Source organism: Vibrio sp. SCSIO 43009 (assembly GCF_023716525.1).
In the GTDB taxonomy this organism is placed as follows: domain Bacteria; phylum Pseudomonadota; class Gammaproteobacteria; order Enterobacterales; family Vibrionaceae; genus Vibrio; species Vibrio alginolyticus.
Genome location: NZ_CP071842.1, coordinates 664,838 through 682,166 on the forward strand (window position 1 = coordinate 664,838; position 17,329 = coordinate 682,166).

At 44.7% G+C, this 17,329-nt stretch carries 15 protein-coding genes and 2 tRNA genes; 14 read left to right on the forward strand and 3 right to left on the reverse strand.

Annotated features, from left to right (window positions below; translation table 11 throughout):
- Positions 1-63 precede the first annotated feature (63 nt).
- Positions 64-909 (forward strand): magnesium transporter, encoded by an 846-nt coding sequence (locus J4N43_RS03145; RefSeq protein ID WP_005380062.1) that lies wholly within the window; start codon positions 64-66, stop codon positions 907-909.
- Here the strand turns inward: J4N43_RS03145 and dacB are convergent.
- On the reverse strand, positions 888-2,309 hold the full coding sequence (gene dacB, locus J4N43_RS03150; RefSeq protein ID WP_158159760.1) for a serine-type D-Ala-D-Ala carboxypeptidase: 1,422 nt from the start codon (positions 2,307-2,309) through the stop codon (positions 888-890). The genes J4N43_RS03145 and dacB overlap by 22 nt on opposite strands.
- Positions 2,310-2,495: 186 nt before the next feature.
- Positions 2,496-3,518, reverse strand: coding sequence for a porin (locus J4N43_RS03155; RefSeq protein WP_005380064.1), 1,023 nt, complete (start codon positions 3,516-3,518; stop codon positions 2,496-2,498).
- Between the two features lie 545 nt (positions 3,519-4,063).
- Here J4N43_RS03155 and greA point away from each other — a divergent pair.
- Positions 4,064-4,537, forward strand: coding sequence for a transcription elongation factor GreA (gene greA / locus J4N43_RS03160; RefSeq protein WP_005380065.1), 474 nt, complete (start codon positions 4,064-4,066; stop codon positions 4,535-4,537).
- Positions 4,538-4,621: 84 nt separating this feature from the next.
- Here greA and yhbY read toward each other — a convergent pair whose 3' ends face one another.
- Positions 4,622-4,918 carry a ribosome assembly RNA-binding protein YhbY gene (gene yhbY, locus J4N43_RS03165; protein WP_005380066.1) on the reverse strand — a complete coding sequence of 99 codons (297 nt, stop codon included), beginning with the start codon at positions 4,916-4,918 and terminating at the stop codon, positions 4,622-4,624.
- Positions 4,919-5,056: 138 nt separating this feature from the next.
- On the opposite strand from yhbY, the gene rlmE reads away from it, so the two are divergent.
- The 12 genes from rlmE to truB all read left to right on the forward strand — a co-directional run bounded on the left by rlmE (position 5,057) and on the right by truB (position 17,205).
- The gene (gene rlmE / locus J4N43_RS03170; RefSeq protein ID WP_005388985.1) at positions 5,057-5,686 is read left to right on the forward strand and encodes a 23S rRNA (uridine(2552)-2'-O)-methyltransferase RlmE; all 630 of its coding nucleotides are present in this window, start codon (positions 5,057-5,059) and stop codon (positions 5,684-5,686) included.
- Positions 5,687-5,794: 108 nt separating this feature from the next.
- Positions 5,795-7,768 (forward strand): ATP-dependent zinc metalloprotease FtsH, encoded by a 1,974-nt coding sequence (gene ftsH / locus J4N43_RS03175; RefSeq protein ID WP_017635895.1) that lies wholly within the window; start codon positions 5,795-5,797, stop codon positions 7,766-7,768.
- Between the two features lie 52 nt (positions 7,769-7,820).
- A complete protein-coding gene (folP, locus tag J4N43_RS03180) occupies positions 7,821-8,651 on the forward strand; it encodes a dihydropteroate synthase (RefSeq protein WP_017820419.1) in 831 nt (276 codons plus the stop codon).
- Between the two features lie 19 nt (positions 8,652-8,670).
- The gene (gene glmM / locus J4N43_RS03185; protein ID WP_005388992.1) at positions 8,671-10,011 is read left to right on the forward strand and encodes a phosphoglucosamine mutase; all 1,341 of its coding nucleotides are present in this window, start codon (positions 8,671-8,673) and stop codon (positions 10,009-10,011) included.
- Between the two features lie 220 nt (positions 10,012-10,231).
- Complete coding sequence (gene secG / locus J4N43_RS03190; protein WP_005380080.1) at positions 10,232-10,570, forward strand: preprotein translocase subunit SecG; 339 nt, start codon at positions 10,232-10,234, stop codon at positions 10,568-10,570.
- Between the two features lie 16 nt (positions 10,571-10,586).
- A tRNA-Leu gene (locus J4N43_RS03195) sits at positions 10,587-10,670 on the forward strand.
- 56 nt (positions 10,671-10,726) lie between these two features.
- Positions 10,727-10,803 (forward strand) — tRNA-Met (locus tag J4N43_RS03200).
- Positions 10,804-11,028: 225 nt separating this feature from the next.
- On the forward strand, positions 11,029-11,484 hold the full coding sequence (gene rimP / locus J4N43_RS03205; protein ID WP_005386424.1) for a ribosome maturation factor RimP: 456 nt from the start codon (positions 11,029-11,031) through the stop codon (positions 11,482-11,484).
- Between the two features lie 36 nt (positions 11,485-11,520).
- Positions 11,521-13,008: a transcription termination factor NusA gene (gene nusA, locus J4N43_RS03210; RefSeq protein WP_005380084.1), complete on the forward strand. Its 1,488-nt coding sequence runs from the start codon at positions 11,521-11,523 to the stop codon at positions 13,006-13,008.
- Between the two features lie 22 nt (positions 13,009-13,030).
- Positions 13,031-15,742 (forward strand): translation initiation factor IF-2, encoded by a 2,712-nt coding sequence (infB, locus tag J4N43_RS03215; protein ID WP_005380086.1) that lies wholly within the window; start codon positions 13,031-13,033, stop codon positions 15,740-15,742.
- Between the two features lie 114 nt (positions 15,743-15,856).
- Positions 15,857-16,252 (forward strand): 30S ribosome-binding factor RbfA, encoded by a 396-nt coding sequence (gene rbfA, locus J4N43_RS03220; RefSeq protein ID WP_005380087.1) that lies wholly within the window; start codon positions 15,857-15,859, stop codon positions 16,250-16,252.
- The gene (truB, locus tag J4N43_RS03225; protein ID WP_005380088.1) at positions 16,252-17,205 is read left to right on the forward strand and encodes a tRNA pseudouridine(55) synthase TruB; all 954 of its coding nucleotides are present in this window, start codon (positions 16,252-16,254) and stop codon (positions 17,203-17,205) included. The genes rbfA and truB overlap by 1 nt, the downstream gene beginning before the upstream one ends.
- Positions 17,206-17,329: the final 124 nt, after the last annotated feature.

Sequence of the window (17,329 nt, forward strand, 5' to 3'; positions counted from 1 at the left end):
GTGCAAGAGTGGCTTTTCATGCTTTGTCGATGGTCGTTACCAATGCCAATCGGGAGATTCGCCATGACGGTAATGAACAACACTTTTATTGAAACAACACCAAACTTTTCTGAAGTAGAAATTGGTGCAGCTCGCAATGCATTCTTGCAGTACGAGCAAGAGCAACAAGTCCATTTGCTTACGGTTATGCCGATTGATGAGGCTGTAGGTATTTTACAGCATTGCTCTGTCGGCTATGTGAATAGTCTTATTGCTCAACTTGAGCAAGCAGGCCATGACAAACGCGCACGTCATTATGCTCACCAATTAGGTCTGCATATGTCTGAAGTTGATACACCTGATGGTTATTTATCGACTAGTGTTTTGGGGCACGTGAAGCAGCGTATTGGGTGGATCATTGCACTGGCTCTTTTAGGGATAGTGTCAGGCTTGATCATTGCTCAGTATGAGGACACCCTTAGTCAGCTTGTTTTACTTGCAGTGTACATGCCAGTGATTGCAGCTGCTGGTGGTAACACAGGAACACAAGCAGCAACTTTAGTGATTCGTGCTCTTGCTACTGGAGAGTTAAAAAAACGCCAATGGTTAGAAGTTTTGTGGAAAGAGAGCCGAGTCGCTCTATTTATTGCGCTAGCGATCGCTATCGTGATGATTGGACGCATTATGTTATTTAGTGCAGGACAATCAACAGGAGGCTTTGAACTGACCGATATCGCACTGGCAATAGCAGTTGCGCTGTTCATTCAAGTCACCATTTCTACAACATTGGGCGGGCTGTTGCCAATTATTGCACGAGCTTGCAAGTTGGACCCAGCCGTATTGGTGAGTCCAGTTCTTGCGTCTATCGTCGATATTTCAGGAATGTGGATTTACTTTAACGTGGTGAACTATTTCTTAGGTATTGCCTGACTAAAGTTCACAATGTCATTGTAAAAAAGCTGCTCAAAATGTGTAATCGGGGCGATGACAGGTGTGTTGTCGTCCCGTTTTTCTGGGAAGTAGTCTGAAACAAACTGAACAAAAATGGTGTTAGGTTGACCATTTTTATCCAAGCCATATCCAGCCATATTGTAAGTCCCGTAGATAGAGCCACTTTTCGCTATCAGCTGTCCTTTAATTGGAAGTTTTCGCATACTTTGTCGGTACTTTAATGTGCCGGATTCACCTGATTTCGGCATGATGGCAATCAATTTGAGTTCGTTTTCATGCTTCCAAATATAGCGCAGCATTTCAGCCATCTTGGTCGCGGAGATCCGGTTATTTCGCGAAAGTCCTGAGCCGTCTTCTAGGCGCGCATTACGAATATCAATACCAGTGTTGGCGAAAATGATCTGCTTGATCGCTTCTGTACCGTTAGTAAAACTGCCTGGCTGAACGAAAAATTTAGCACCAAGTGTTTTGGTTAATGTGTCGGCAATCAAGTTGTCAGAGTTTTTGAGCATATCTTCAAGAATGTCTGGTAAGGCCTTTGATTGATGCATTGCGATGAGCTTTCGCTGCTTTTCTGGCGCCGTACCGACCCTAATCTTTCCTGATACCCCAATGTTGAGCTCCTTGAGCAAAGTCGCCAACCTTTGACTGGTGTAACGCTCAGGGTCTTGAACCGCAAATTTCAGTGGCAATGGTTTGTCTCTTTCAACCAAGCACCCTGTTAGCTTGTAGTTGTTATCGGGATTTGCAACTAAACCTAAGTCACAATGACGACTTTTCTTAATGGTTTTAGAAACTGTTTCTACGGTACTTGTGACACGAATAGGTTGATGCTCTGGTACGTAGACCCGCGTTCCACCATCTTTTTGTGTATAGATAGAGGCTTGTACACAGTTGTTATTGAGTGTGATGGTCGATGCCGGAGCGCTGTAGCAAACTCCCAAGATATCCCACGGCCAGCCCACCGCACGGTTATAACCAGTGAATGCGCTGTTATCGAGCCATAGGTCACCGTTAATCCGTTTTAAGCCATTTTTCTTAGCTAGAGTGAGAAGTGATTTTAAGTCGTTGGTTTGGAGTGTTGGGTCGCCGACAAAGTAAATCACTGTATCTGAGTTCGACGTTTCCAGCTTGGTTCGAAACCGGAAATTATCACCCAGTTCTAGCTTTGCGGCTAATGCGGTGACGATTTTTAATGTACTCGCTGGTGGGAACAGTTGTTCGGTAGGATGAACACCGTCAAGCTCAGCATTTTCACTGAGTTTTTCCGCAACTAAACTGATGCGGGCGCCTTCAGGCAACACCTCTTGATGAGGGTACGCTTGTGAAAAAGCAGAAAGTAATGAAGAGAATATGAGCAAGGGCCAACGTAAACGCATAATGATACTTTCTAAGGTGAGTTATGTGATTGAGTATACGCAAGTCCTTTCAATATGCTAGGTAACTAAAGAAATGCTTCAAATGTCTTCATGAATGAGACACGAGAGAAAGGCGCGCTGCTTAAAATGAAGTATAAAAAATGCCCGCTTAAAGCGGGCATTCGATATTCTAGTCAAAGACCGGAATTAGAAGTCGTAACGTAGACCTAGAGCTAGCTCGTCTTCAGCATCGATCTTAGTTGCAACTGTTTTGCTAGTGTCAGTTGAACCAAACTTGTCACCTGCATCAATCAGGTTGAAGTTGTAAGAAATGTAACCACGGAAGTTAGGCTTGAAGTAGTAAGAAGCATCAACAGCGAAGTTGTTTGCAGAAGTTTCGTTGTTAGTTTCTGCATTGTTGTATGATGTTGTAAATACTGTTTGGCCTAGAGTGTAAGCACCCGCTAGCTCGTAACCAGTGTAATCAACTGTGTTACTGTTGTTTGAATCTTCCATTTTCTCGCCGTCAGTGAATACACCAGCGAAGTAAAGATCAGACATTGTGTAAGATGCAGCTAGCATGTACTCGTTAGCTTTGTCTTGATCTGCGTAACCAGCACCTAGCTCAAGACCAGTGTCAGCTAGAGCGTAGATTGCAGATAGAGAGTAACCGTCTTGTTTGTTGTCGTAGTACTCACCAGTGTTTTTGTTTTCCATACGATCAGCGAAGCGGTAGCTTGCTTTTACGCTTAGGTTTTCAAACTGGCCTTTGTAAGCCATCATGTTGTCTGTACGGTCTGATACAGCTAGTTTGTCTGCTGCAGAGTTACCGTGGTAAGCCATGATATCTGTGAAGTCAGTGATAACGCCTAGTGCACCTTCAGTTTTACCGTATGCGAACTCACCGTAAGCACCGCCAAGACCAGCGTAAGCAAGACGAGTTTCTAGATCGCTCTTGTCGTCGCCGTCTACAGTACCGTTTTGAGCAGTCTCAAATTCACCTTCCCAGAAACCAACACCGTATAGGTTGTCATTGATTTCTTGTTTACCAAGGAAGTTTAGACGGATGCGAGATTTGTCTTGAGCGTCGCCATCTTTCATAGATAGACGTGCTTCAGCACGGCCGCCCATTTCTAGAGAAGTACCGTCTTGGTTGTAAAGTTCAGCTGCGTTTACGCCAGTTGCCATAGCTGCTGCAGATACAGAAAGAGCAATTAGAGTCTTTTTCATCTTATTTGTCCTAGTTAGCTGTCCATAATCATTGTTGTATGGGGGAGAGGTGATCTCTCACAAGTTGTTGGTCCAAAATTGGCTAATTGAGCGATATAGTTCGCACTTGTAAGCCATTGATCTAACAACTCGCTGGACATGTTTTACTGCTAAAGTTTCCGTATGAGTTAGTAAAATGATATAAATCCCACTGATGAACACTGTTCAATTGTGCGTTGTTTTTATTTAAATTACTGTTTTTGATTGAAATTATTGGCAATGACATTGGCCTGACATTGATTAGTTTTTATCTTTTTTGAGGTTTTTGGTGTAATGAACAGTGTTGTTTTTCAATAAATTGAGAAGGTGATTCGCCCTAGAACCGCTCTAAAAGTGAGTTATATCATTATGCCGAAAAGGCATAGTCTTGCTGTCTTTCGAATTAAGATGATTTCGTCCGGGAGTTTGTTTACACTAAACGAAATACATCTTTAAGCGCACTACCCAGTCCTATGACAGGGTGGGCTTTTTTTGTCCAAAGACCCATTTGGGCTTGAGGTTATAAAATGGAAAAAGTTCCAATGACACTACGTGGCGAGCAAAAGCTACGTGCAGAACTCGATCGTCTACTTAAACTACGTCCTCAGATCTCAGAGGCAATTGCTGAAGCTCGTGAGCTAGGTGATTTAAAAGAGAATGCTGAATATCACGCCGCTCGTGAAGAGCAGGGCATTTGTGAAGCACAAATCCGTGACATTGAATACAAACTGTCAGTTGCTCAAGTTATTGACGTAACGAAGATGGAGAACACGGGTAAAGTTATTTTTGGTTCAACCGTAACCTTGATTGATATCGACACCGAAGAAGAAAAAACGTACCAAATCGTTGGTGATGACGAAGCCGATATCAAAGCAGGTCGCATTTCAGTGAGCTCACCTATTGCTCGTGGCCTGATTGGTAAGATGGAAGGCGATGAAGTTGCTATTCAAACTCCGGGTGGCGCGAAAGACTTCGAAATTGACCGAGTAGAATATATCTAAGTCGTCTGGAGTAGCATTACTACTCTGATAAAACGCAAAAAGGTCGCCTCAGGCGACCTTTTTTCTTCAGCAACGTAAGTAGAGTTACTTACGAGGGATTTCGATTTTACGCTCTTCAGACTGGCGGTATAGCACAAGCACTTTACCAATAGTCTGAACTTTTTCAGCGCCCGTCTCACGTACGATAGCGTCGATGATTAGCTGTTTTGTTTCACGATCTTCCGAAGCAACTTTTACTTTGATAAGTTCGTGATGGTTAAGAGCGATTTCAATTTCTGCTAGCACGGCTTCTGTAAGTCCATTTGCGCCCATTAGCACAACAGGTTTTAAACTGTGAGCTAGGCCTTTAAGGTGCTGCTTTTGTTTGGTGCTTAGGTTCATTACGCGGCCAATTTTCTTTAAAATAAGGGTTGAAAAAAGCTATTTTAACGCCATCTATTGCTGAAGACTATAATTTATTGAGTAATAGGTAGCGCCTATTAAAACAATAGCTCCAATTTGTGCCTTGTTGGGATTAAAATGAGTAAACAAAAACATTCGGCTAGTTCTGGTCGTTGGTTGAAAGAACACTTTGATGATAAATACGCGAATGAAGCCCGAAAAAAAGGCTACCGCTCACGTGCTTATTTCAAGATCGATGAGATTCAAACGAAAGATAAATTGTTAAAGCCTGGAATGACAGTCGTCGACTTGGGGGCTGCGCCGGGCGGATGGTCTCAATATGCTGCTAAGATAGTAGGGGACAGTGGTCAGATCATCGCGTGTGACTTGCTTCCTATGGACCCGATTGCTGGCGTTAGCTTTTTACAAGGCGACTTTCGTGATGATGCGGTATTGGAAGCTTTGCTAGAAAGGATCCAACCTTCCATGGTAGACGTAGTAATGTCTGATATGGCGCCTAACATCGCGGGAAACAATTCTGTTGATCAACCTCGCGCTATGTATTTAGTTGAATTAGCTTTAGATATGTGTCGACAAGTTCTAGCGCCTAATGGTAGCTTTGTCGTAAAGGTTTTCCAAGGGGAAGGCTTCGATCAGTATGTGAAAGAAGTCCGAGACATGTTTAAAGCCGTAAAAATTAGAAAACCAGACTCATCGCGAGCTCGCTCTCGAGAGGTCTTCGTCGTAGCCACTGGTTACAAAGGTTAACCATTTTGCTCTCTTGAGAGCGTGTTAACACTATAGCTACAGTTAATGAACTGTAGTACCCTACCTTTAATTACAATTAGTTATCGAGAGGCTTACACCTTGAGTGACATGGCAAAAAATTTAATTCTGTGGCTTGTTATCGCCGTCGTATTGATGTCGGTATTCCAGAGCTTTGGCCCTGGAGAAAGCAATGGCAGAACTGTGGATTACACCACGTTTGTACAGGAAGTTGGCCAAGGCCAGATTCAAGAAGCAACTTTTAAAGACGGTGAAATTAGCTTTGTTCGTCGTGGCGGCGGTGCCAAAATGGTCACTTACATGCCAGTGTATGACCAAAAGCTTCTAGATGACCTAATTAACCAAAACGTGAAAGTACAAGGCACGCCTCCAGAAGAGCAAAGCTTGCTTGGTACTATCTTCATCTCTTGGTTCCCAATGATCTTACTAATTGGTGTATGGATTTTCTTCATGCGTCAAATGCAAGGCGGCGGTGGTAAAGGCGCCATGTCTTTTGGTAAGAGTAAAGCTCGAATGATGAGCGAAGAACAAATCAAGACAACTTTTGCTGACGTTGCTGGTTGTGACGAAGCAAAAGAAGACGTGAAAGAACTGGTGGACTACCTACGCGATCCAAGCCGCTTCCAAAAACTGGGCGGTAAGATTCCAACGGGTGTTCTAATGGTTGGTCCTCCTGGTACGGGTAAAACGCTTCTAGCGAAAGCCATTGCCGGTGAGGCGAAAGTACCATTCTTTACTATCTCTGGTTCTGATTTCGTAGAGATGTTCGTTGGTGTTGGTGCATCTCGTGTGCGTGACATGTTTGAACAAGCAAAGAAAGCCGCACCTTGTATCATCTTTATCGATGAGATCGATGCGGTAGGTCGTCAACGTGGCGCAGGTGTTGGTGGTGGTCATGATGAACGTGAACAAACACTAAACCAAATGCTCGTTGAGATGGATGGTTTCGAAGGTAACGAAGGTATTATCGTTATCGCTGCGACTAACCGTCCGGATGTGTTGGACCCTGCGTTACTGCGTCCTGGTCGTTTTGACCGCCAAGTGGTAGTTGGTCTTCCAGATGTACGTGGCCGTGAACAGATCCTAAAAGTTCACATGCGTAAGGTCCCTCTAGCGGGTGATGTAGAGCCTTCTCTCATCGCGCGTGGTACTCCAGGCTTCTCTGGTGCTGACCTAGCAAACTTAGTTAACGAAGCAGCCCTGTTTGCTGCGCGCGGTAACAAGCGCAACGTTTCTATGGTTGAGTTTGAACTGGCGAAAGACAAAATCATGATGGGTGCCGAGCGCCGTTCAATGGTGATGTCTGAGGAAGTGAAAGAGTCAACCGCATACCACGAAGCGGGTCACGCGATTGTTGGTCGCTTGGTTCCTGAACACGATCCAGTGTACAAAGTGTCTATCATTCCACGTGGTCGTGCGTTGGGTGTAACAATGTACCTTCCAGAGCAGGACCGCGTGAGCATGTCTCGCCAACACCTAGAATCAATGATTTCTAGCTTGTACGGTGGTCGTTTAGCAGAAGAGCTTATCTACGGTGCTGACAAAGTATCAACCGGTGCTTCTAATGATATCGAGCGCGCAACAGATATTGCTCGTAAGATGGTTACTCAATGGGGTTTCTCTGAAAAGCTTGGCCCTCTGCTGTATGCAGAAGATGAAGGCGAAGTGTTCTTAGGGCGTAGTGTAACTCAGACTAAACATGTGTCTGACGATACAGCGAAGTTGATTGATGACGAAGTTCGTCAGATCATTGACCGCAACTACGATCGTGCGAAGAAGATTCTTCAAGAGAACATGGATATCATGCATGCGATGAAAGATGCACTGATGAAGTATGAAACCATTGATGCTCGCCAGATTGATGACTTAATGGAGCGCAAAGCTGAAATTCGTGAGCCTGCGGGCTGGAGTGATAACTCAGCAAGCAAACCAGAAGACAGCGACAAGCCTCAAGCAAAGCAAGAAGTTAAAGAAGAAGCAACGGAGACTGCGAAAGATGCAGAACAGCCTAGCTCTTCTGAAACAACTTCTAACGAAGCGCCTGAAAAGAAAGACTCTGAATAAAGAGTATCGATAATATTAAACCCCGAGTTATCTCGGGGTTTTTGTGTTTATGATGATGATTACAGCAAATAACAAATCTTTGGACCTTTCGCGTCCACATGTCATGGCCATTCTAAATGTGACACCGGATTCCTTTTCGGATGGCGGTAAATACAACTCAATTGAACTTGCTCTTGCTCAAGTTGATAAAATGATAAAGGCTGGTGTAAGTATTGTTGATGTTGGTGGTGAATCGACAAGACCTGGTGCACCGGATGTGTCTTTGGAAGAAGAGCTTAGGCGTGTTGTCCCAGTAATCAAAGCCATTCGTGAAAAATATGATGTATGGATTTCCGTTGACACCAGTAAAGCAGAAGTGATGCGTCAAGCAATTGATGCTGGGGCTGATTTGATCAATGACATCCGCTCGCTGCAAGAGCCAGGTGCTCTGGAAGTCGCAGCAGAAGCAAACCTTCCAATTTGTCTGATGCATATGAAAGGTCAGCCTAGGACCATGCAAGTTGACCCTCATTATGATGATTTAATGGGGGACGTGTCGGCTTTTCTAGAAGAACGTATCGCGGCGTGTGAAGCAGCAGGGATTGATAAATCTCAACTGATTCTCGATCCTGGGTTTGGCTTTGGCAAAACAATCGAACACAATTATCATATGCTTGCTCATCTTGAAAAGTTTCATGAATTCGGCCTGCCTATTTTGGCTGGCATGTCTCGTAAATCCATGATCTTCAAACTGTTAGACAAGCCAGCGGCAGAGTGTACGAACGCAAGTGTCGTTTGTGCTACGATTGCCGCGATGAAAGGCGCGCAGATCATTCGCGTGCATGACTTTGAAGAGACAATCGAAGCGATGAAAGTTGTTGAGATGACGAAAAACAATATTTAAAAATAATAAAGGAAAGTTTATGTCGAATGAAAGACGTTACTTTGGTACTGACGGTGTGCGCGGTAAAGTAGGACAATACCCAATCACTCCAGACTTCGTACTTAAGCTTGGCTGGGCTGCTGGTCGTGTACTAGCGAAACAAGGCACAAAGAAAGTTATCATAGGTAAAGATACACGTATTTCAGGTTATATGCTTGAATCTGCACTAGAGGCTGGCCTTGCAGCTGCGGGACTTAAAGCAACATTTACTGGTCCCATGCCAACTCCAGCTGTGGCATATTTAACTCAGACTTTCCGTGCCGAGGCTGGTATTGTGATTTCTGCATCACATAACCCATATTACGACAACGGCATTAAATTCTTTTCTTCTGAGGGTACTAAGCTACCTGACGATATCGAATTGGCGATCGAAGCTGAGTTAGATAAAGAAATTGAATGTGTGGAGTCTGCTGAGCTTGGTAAAGCAACCCGCCTAAATGATGCAGCTGGTCGTTACATCGAATTCTGTAAGAGTACTTTCCCATCTGAGTTGAGCCTTGCGAACTTTAAGATCGTAGTAGACTGTGCGCACGGTGCAACGTACCACATCGCTCCAAATGTTTTCAAAGAACTTGGGGCAGAAGTTATCGCTATGGGTGTAGAGCCTAACGGCATCAACATTAATGAAAAAGTGGGCGCAACAGACGTACGAGCTCTTCAACAGCGTGTTGTTGAAGAGCAAGCGCATCTTGGTCTCGCATTTGATGGTGATGGTGACCGCATCATTATGGTCGACCACCTAGGTAACAAAGTTGATGGTGACCAAATTGCTTATATCATCGCTCGTGATGCACTTCGTCGTGGTGAGCTAAAGGGTGGTGTTGTTGGTACACTAATGACTAACTTGGGTATGGAAAATGGTTTAAAGCAGCTAGGCATTCCGTTTGTACGTGCTGCTGTTGGTGACCGTTATGTCATGGAGCAACTGCTAGAAAAAGGTTGGAAAATTGGTGCTGAAAACTCAGGCCATGTGATCTTATTAGATAAAGTCACAACCGGCGATGCGATTGTTGCTGCACTTCAAGTACTTGCTTCTGTAATTGGCAGCGATATGTCTTTATATGAACTATCGCAAGGAATGACATTATATCCTCAGGTTTTAGAAAATGTCCGTTTCTCAGGAGAAAGTAACCCTCTTGAAGCTACAGCTGTATTAAACGCTGTCGCTGAAGTAGAGGCGACACTTGGTGATAAAGGGCGTGTACTGCTGCGTAAGTCTGGCACTGAGCCTTTGATCCGCGTTATGGTGGAAGGCGAAGATGGTGAACTAGTTCAACACTCAGCATTGAAAATCGCTGAGGCTGTTAAAGCAAGTTGTTAATCATTGCGTTAAAGCATGTCTTGAATGAAAAGGGCATCTTTTGCCCTTTTTTTGAGCGCTTAACGCATTGGCATTGATTTTTTACTAATTTTCCCTTGTCAGCGTTACTGGCTTTCGCTAGTATTGCTCCGCCTCCCGTTAGGAGGTCGCTAGCCTTGTTCATAATGATTTATTCTTTTGAGCGGCGCTGGCTCAACAATTTGGAACATAGGTGGAAAAAATGTTTTCAGTTCTACTTGTGATTTACCTGTTGGCAGCGCTTGGTGTGATTGGCCTTGTGTTGATTCAACAAGGTAAAGGCGCAGATATGGGAGCCTCGTTCGGTGCTGGTGCTTCAAACACAGTGTTTGGTGCTGGCGGCTCAGGTAATTTCTTAACCCGAACAACTGCTATTTTAGCAACCGTATTCTTTATCGTTAGCTTGTTACTTGGTCGTATGTCTACGCACCAGACTGAATCACAATGGGTAGACCCAACGTTAGGTCAACCAGTTGTTGAACAAGTTAAGGATGCAGCGAGTGAAGTTCCTGCCCCTGCGGGTGATGAAATTCCTCAATAAGCTGTAAGGTTTTGATGCCGAGATGGTGAAATTGGTAGACACGCTAGCATGAGGTGCTAGTGCCTTAGGTGTGAGGGTTCGAGTCCCTCTCTCGGCACCATGTATTTACAAACTTGTAAATCACTTGTTTGCGAGTATAATGCTCAGCAAGTCGGACGCGGGGTGGAGCAGCTTGGTAGCTCGTCGGGCTCATAACCCGAAGGTCGTCGGTTCAAATCCGGCCCCCGCAACCAATCTCTTTCTTTAAAAGGAAATCGTAGATTGGCAAGTTTGCGTAGTGCTAACCACACTACGAGTTAAGAAAAGCAATTGTTGGCTATTCTTAACGTATCAGGGTCCAGCAGCATAAAACCCCGACTATCGGGGTTTTTTGTTATCTGAGCTTTTTGAAATAGCTCAGATACTGCTTGGTTTTTTGATTGGGCTCTGAGCCCTTTTTTTGTTTCTGGAGTGGTTAAATGACTGGTTTAGAAAGACAACTTACTGAAATGCTTGACGCGCCAGTAGCGGCATCAGGTTATGAGTTAGTTGGATTAGAATTCATTCGTGCAGGCGCGCACTCAACGTTACGTATCTACATTGACCATGAAAATGGTATTAACGTAGACGACTGTGCAGAAGTTAGCCACCAAGTTAGTGCAGTTTTAGACGTTGAAGATCCAATTTCTGTTGCTTACAGCCTAGAAGTGTCTTCTCCAGGTTTAGAAAGACCACTTTTTAAAGCAGCACATTACGAGCAATTTATTGGTCACGAGGTCAGCATCGTATTGAAAATGGCTGTAGCAAACCGTCGTAAGTGGAAAGGTATTATCCACGGTGTTGATGGCGAAACAGTGACAATTACTGTAGACGGTCAGCAAGAAGAGTTTGCTCTAAGTAACATTTCCAAAGCTAACCTGATCCCTAAATTTTAGTTCCCTAAAAAAGTTTAAGCTTAGAGGCTAAATATAATGAGTAAAGAAATTTTAGCGGTAGCAGAAGCGGTATCGAACGAAAAAGCGGTACCTCGTGAGCGTATCTTTGAGGCTCTTGAGATTGCTCTAGCAACTTCTACAAAGAAAAAATACGAAATCGAAATCGACGTACGTGTTGCCATTGACCGTAAAACCGGTGAATTTGTAACTTACCGCCGTTGGTTAGTTGTTGATGACGTTGAGAACCCTACAAAAGAGATCTCACTAGAAGCAGCGCAATACGAAGATGACTCAATCGAGCTTGGCGACTACGTAGAAGACGAAATCGAATCAGTAACGTTTGACCGTATTACGACTCAAACTGCTAAGCAAGTTATCGTTCAAAAAGTTCGTGAAGCTGAGCGCGCACAAATCGTTGAACAGTTCATCGACAATGAAGGTGATCTAATCACTGGTGTCGTGAAAAAAGTAAACCGTGACACAATCGTGCTTGATCTTGGTAATAACGCTGAAGCGGTAATCCTGCGTGATGACCAACTTCCTCGTGAAAACTTCCGTCCAGGCGACCGCGTACGTGGCCTTCTTTACAAAGTCGCGCCTGAAGCACGTGGTTTCCAATTGTTCATCACTCGTTCTAAGCCAGAAATGTTGGCAGAACTGTTCCGTGTTGAAGTGCCTGAAATCGCAGAAGATATTATCGAGCTTAAAGGCGCAGCACGTGATCCTGGTTCTCGTGCTAAGATCGCTGTCAAAACAAATGACAAACGTATCGACCCTGTAGGTGCGTGTGTTGGTATGCGTGGTGCACGTGTACAAGCTGTTTCTGGCGAACTTGGTGGGGAGCGTATCGATATCGTTCTTTGGGATGATAACCCAGCTCAATTCGTTATCAACGCAATGGCGCCAGCTGATGTTGCTTCTATCATCGTTGATGAGGATGCACACTCAATGGACATCGCAGTTGAAGCAGACAACCTAGCGCAAGCTATCGGTCGTAACGGTCAAAACGTGCGTCTAGCATCTCAACTAACCGGTTGGGAACTGAATGTTATGACAGTTGCTGATCTTCAGAAGAAACACGCTGAAGAATCACAAGCATCTATTGAAAACTTCATGAAGTACCTAGATATTGAAGAAGACTTCGCTCAACTTCTTGTTGAAGAAGGTTTCTCAACGCTAGAAGAAATCGCATACGTGCCAGTTAACGAGCTACTAGAAATCGATGGTTTGAATGAAGAACTAATCGAAGAGCTTCGTGGACGTGCAAAAGATGCACTAACGACGATCGCACTAGCACAAGAAGAGTCTTTTGAAGGTCTAGAACCAGCTGAGGACCTACTTGCACTTGAAGGTCTTGAGCGTGAGATGGCATTTAAATTGGCAGCGAAAGGTGTAGCGACACTGGAAGATCTTGCTGACCAAGGTATTGACGATTTAGAAGGTATCGAAGGCCTGACCGAAGAACGTGCAGGTGAGCTAATTATGGCCGCACGTAACATCTGTTGGTTCGGCGAAGAAGCATAATTTTCGGCAAGGAGGAAGCGGCATGACACAATTAACAGTTAAAGCACTGAGTGATGAGATTGGTACGCCAGTCGACCGCTTGATTGAACAACTTGCTGACGCTGGCATTAAAAAGGCGAGCTCTGACAATGTTACTGATGAAGAGAAGCAGAAGCTTCTCTCTCATTTAAAGAAAGAACACGGTGATAAATCAGGTGATTCAGAGCCGACTCGCCTTACGCTTCAGCGTAAAACTCGTAGTACACTTAGTGTGAACGCGGGTGGTGGTAAGAGTAAGAATGTTCAGGTTGAGGTGCGCAAAAAACGTACATACGTGAAGCGCAGCACAATTGAAGATGAAGCGAAACGTGAAGCTGAAGAAGCAGCACAACGTGAAGCAGAAGAAGCAGCAAAACGTGCAGCAGAAGAAGCTGCAAAACGTGAAGCTGAAGAAGCTGCAAAACGTGAAGCTGAAGAAGCTGCAAAACGTGAAGCGGAAGAAAAAGCGAAACGTGAAGCTGAAGAAAAAGCGAAGCGAGACGTAGATACGAATGCACAACGTAATGCTGAAGAAAAAGCAAAGCGTGATGCTGAAGAGAAAATTAAGCAAGAAGCAGCGCGAAAAGAGGCCGACGAGCTTAAACGTCGTCAGGAAGAAGAAGCTAAGCGTAAGGCTGAAGAGGAAAGTCAGCGCAAGCTTGAAGAAGCTCGCGAATTGGCTGAAAAGAATAAAGAGCGTTGGTCTGCTGCAGAAGAGAAAAAGGGTGATATGGAAGATACAGATTACCATGTAACGACTTCACAATACGCACGTGAAGCCGAAGATGAAGCAGATCGCAAAGTAGAAGGCGGTCGTCGTAAGAAGAAAAAAGCAGCTTCGGGTAAAGACGACCAAGCTCGCGGTGGCCGTAACAACCAACGTGGCGGTAGAGGTCGTAAGGGCAAACTTGCTAAGCCGACTTCAATGCAGCACGGGTTTGATAAGTCAGCAACGGTTGCTAAGCAAGACGTTGTAATTGGCGAAACGATCGTTCTATCAGAACTTGCTAACAAGATGTCGGTTAAAGCGACAGAAGTTATCAAAGTAATGATGAAGATGGGCGCTATGGCGACTATCAACCAAGTGATCGACCAAGAAACAGCACAACTTGTTGCTGAAGAAATGGGCCATAAAGTAGTTCTTCGTAAAGAGAACGAACTGGAAGAAGCGGTACTATCTGACCGTGACACTAACGCGGAAGCAGTTCCACGTGCTCCAGTTGTTACTATCATGGGTCACGTTGACCACGGTAAAACGTCAACACTTGACTACATCCGTCGCACACACGTTGCTTCTGGCGAAGCGGGTGGTATTACTCAGCACATTGGTGCGTACCACGTTGAAACAGACAACGGCATGATCACGTTCCTTGATACTCCTGGACACGCAGCGTTTACTGCAATGCGTGCTCGTGGTGCTCAAGCGACAGATATCGTTGTTCTTGTAGTTGCAGCAGACGATGGTGTAATGCCACAAACAGTAGAAGCGATTCAGCACGCGAAAGCGGCAGGCGTTCCTCTAATTGTTGCTGTGAACAAGATCGATAAAGAAGACGCGAACCCAGATAACGTTAAGAACGAGCTTGCTCAATACGACGTTATTCCTGAAGAGTGGGGCGGTGAGAACATGTTCGTTCACATCTCTGCTAAACAGGGTACAAACATCGATGGTCTTCTAGAAGCTATCCTTCTTCAGTCTGAAGTTCTTGAACTTACAGCTGTAGCTGAGGGCATGGCATCTGGTGTTGTTGTTGAATCTCGCCTAGATAAAGGTCGTGGTCCAGTTGCAACAGTACTTGTTCAATCAGGTACACTAAACAAAGGCGACATCGTTCTTTGTGGTCAAGAATACGGCCGTGTTCGTGCAATGCGTGATGAGCTAGGTAAAGAAATTACTTCGGCTGGCCCATCTATCCCTGTAGAGATCCTAGGTCTTTCAGGTGTACCATCTTCAGGTGATGAAGCAACAGTAGTTCGTGACGAGCGTAAAGCGCGTGAAGTAGCTAACTACCGTGCTGGTAAGTTCCGTGAAGTGAAACTTGCTCGTCAGCAGAAATCTAAACTAGAGAACATGTTCTCTAACATGACTGCTGGTGAAGTTGCTGAACTTAACGTTGTACTTAAAGCAGACGTTCAAGGTTCTGTAGAAGCAATCGCTGACTCATTAGTTAAGCTATCTACTGACGAAGTTAAAGTGAACATCGTTGGTTCTGGTGTAGGTGGTATTACGGAAACTGACGTAGTACTAGCGGAAGCTTCAAACGCAATCATCCTTGGCTTTAACGTTCGTGCAGATGCTTCTGCTCGCCGTGCTGTTGAAGCCGCAGCTGTTGACTTACGTTACTACTCAATCATTTACCAATTGATTGATGAAGTGAAACAAGCAATGGGCGGTATGCTTGCTCCAGAATTCAAGCAAGAGATCATTGGTCTTGCTGAAGTTCGTGACGTGTTTAAGTCACCGAAACTGGGCGCTATCGCTGGTTGTATGGTTACAGAAGGTGTGATCAAGCGTAACAACCCAATCCGTGTACTACGTGATAACGTTGTTATTTACGAAGGTGAACTAGAGTCACTACGTCGTTTCAAAGATGACGTTCAAGAAGTTAAGAATGGCTACGAATGTGGTATCGGCGTTAAGAACTACAATGATGTTCGCGTTGGTGACCAAATCGAAGTCTTCGAAATCGTTGAAATTAAACGTACTCTAGACTAATTGACTAAAATTACTAATATTGTCTTTGAAAGATAAGTAGTAATTGGTTGTTGAATACACCATGGGGGGCTGGCTTTGACCAACCCCCCATTCTTTCTATATAAGAGTAAAGATATGTCAAAAGAATTTAGCCGCACGCAGCGCGTTGCACAACAGCTGCAAAAAGAACTAGCGATGATCCTTCAACGTGAAGTTCGTGACTCTCGCCTTGGCATGGTGACGATCTCAGACGTAGAAGTCTCTCGTGACCTAGCTTACGCAAAAGTATTTGTGACCTTCCTGTGTGTGGGTGAGCAAACACCAGAATCATGTCTAGCAGCGCTACGTGAGCACGAAGTGCACATTCGCATGATGTTAGGTAAGCGTATTCGTCTACGTTTAACGCCAGAAATCCGCTTCCACTATGACAATACGCTTGTTGAAGGTATGCGTATGTCTAACCTAGTGTCTGAAGTCGTTAGTTCAGACAAACAAAAGCAAAAAGATTCTGGTCGTGAGGACGAAGAATAATGGCTCGTCGTCGTAAAGGTCGTCCAATTAATGGCGTTATACTGTTGGACAAACCAACAGGTATCTCTTCCAATGATGCACTGCAAAAAGTAAAGCGAATCTACTTTGCCGAGAAAGCAGGCCACACTGGAGCCTTGGACCCATTAGCGACAGGCATGCTGCCAATTTGCTTGGGTGAAGCGACAAAATTTTCTCAGTTTCTTCTTGATTCTGATAAACGCTACCGCGTGATCGCAAAGCTGGGTGAACGTACCAATACGTCTGACTCGGATGGTGAAGTTGTAGAGACGCGTCCAGTCGATGTTACGTTAGACAAGCTAGAAGCGTGCATCGATCAGTTCCGTGGTGAATCTGATCAAGTGCCTTCCATGTTCTCTGCGTTGAAGTATCAAGGTAAACCCTTGTATGAATACGCTCGTAAAGGCATCGAAGTTCCGCGTGAATCTCGTAAGATCACGGTATATGAGATTGTTCTTCACCGTTTTGAAGGCGATGAAGTAGAGATGGAAGTGCACTGCTCTAAAGGTACCTATATTCGTACTATCGTTGATGATCTGGGCGAAATGTTAGGTTGTGGTGCGCACGTAACTATGCTTCGTCGTACTGGTGTTGCTAAATACCCTTACGAGAATATGGTAACACTTGAGCAACTAAATGAGTTGCTAGAGCAAGCTCACCGCGAGGAACGAGCGCCTCGAGAACTACTGGACCCACTGCTTTTGCCAATGGATACAGCGGTAGAAGACTTACCAGAAGTCAACTTGGTGCCTGAACTGGCGAATATGGTCCAACATGGGCAGCCCGTTCAAGTATTTGGTGCTCCGACTGAGGGCTCACTTCGCCTTACTATGGGTGAAGAACGCTTGTTTATTGGCGTTGGCGAAATGAACGAAGATGGCAAAATCGCTCCTAAGCGATTGGTCGTGTTCCGAGATGACGTTGCATCCAAGTAAATGATTGAAAATACCGACCTGAGTGTCGGTATTTTTATATTGCACGAGATAGGAAATTTCCCTATAATCCGCGCTTCGCGTAGCGGCTGAATCAGAGATTGGCTGCTACAACTTTAAACCTACT

Coding starts and splice junctions, on each gene's coding strand:
- J4N43_RS03145 (WP_005380062.1), top strand. CDS start 64: ATGACGGTAATGAACAACACTTTTATTGAAACAACACCAAACTTTTCT.
- dacB (WP_158159760.1), bottom strand. CDS start 2,309: ATGCGTTTACGTTGGCCCTTGCTCATATTCTCTTCATTACTTTCTGCT.
- J4N43_RS03155 (WP_005380064.1), bottom strand. CDS start 3,518: ATGAAAAAGACTCTAATTGCTCTTTCTGTATCTGCAGCAGCTATGGCA.
- greA (WP_005380065.1), top strand. CDS start 4,064: ATGGAAAAAGTTCCAATGACACTACGTGGCGAGCAAAAGCTACGTGCA.
- yhbY (WP_005380066.1), bottom strand. CDS start 4,918: ATGAACCTAAGCACCAAACAAAAGCAGCACCTTAAAGGCCTAGCTCAC.
- rlmE (WP_005388985.1), top strand. CDS start 5,057: ATGAGTAAACAAAAACATTCGGCTAGTTCTGGTCGTTGGTTGAAAGAA.
- ftsH (WP_017635895.1), top strand. CDS start 5,795: ATGGCAAAAAATTTAATTCTGTGGCTTGTTATCGCCGTCGTATTGATG.
- folP (WP_017820419.1), top strand. CDS start 7,821: ATGATGATTACAGCAAATAACAAATCTTTGGACCTTTCGCGTCCACAT.
- glmM (WP_005388992.1), top strand. CDS start 8,671: ATGTCGAATGAAAGACGTTACTTTGGTACTGACGGTGTGCGCGGTAAA.
- secG (WP_005380080.1), top strand. CDS start 10,232: ATGTTTTCAGTTCTACTTGTGATTTACCTGTTGGCAGCGCTTGGTGTG.
- rimP (WP_005386424.1), top strand. CDS start 11,029: ATGACTGGTTTAGAAAGACAACTTACTGAAATGCTTGACGCGCCAGTA.
- nusA (WP_005380084.1), top strand. CDS start 11,521: ATGAGTAAAGAAATTTTAGCGGTAGCAGAAGCGGTATCGAACGAAAAA.
- infB (WP_005380086.1), top strand. CDS start 13,031: ATGACACAATTAACAGTTAAAGCACTGAGTGATGAGATTGGTACGCCA.
- rbfA (WP_005380087.1), top strand. CDS start 15,857: ATGTCAAAAGAATTTAGCCGCACGCAGCGCGTTGCACAACAGCTGCAA.
- truB (WP_005380088.1), top strand. CDS start 16,252: ATGGCTCGTCGTCGTAAAGGTCGTCCAATTAATGGCGTTATACTGTTG.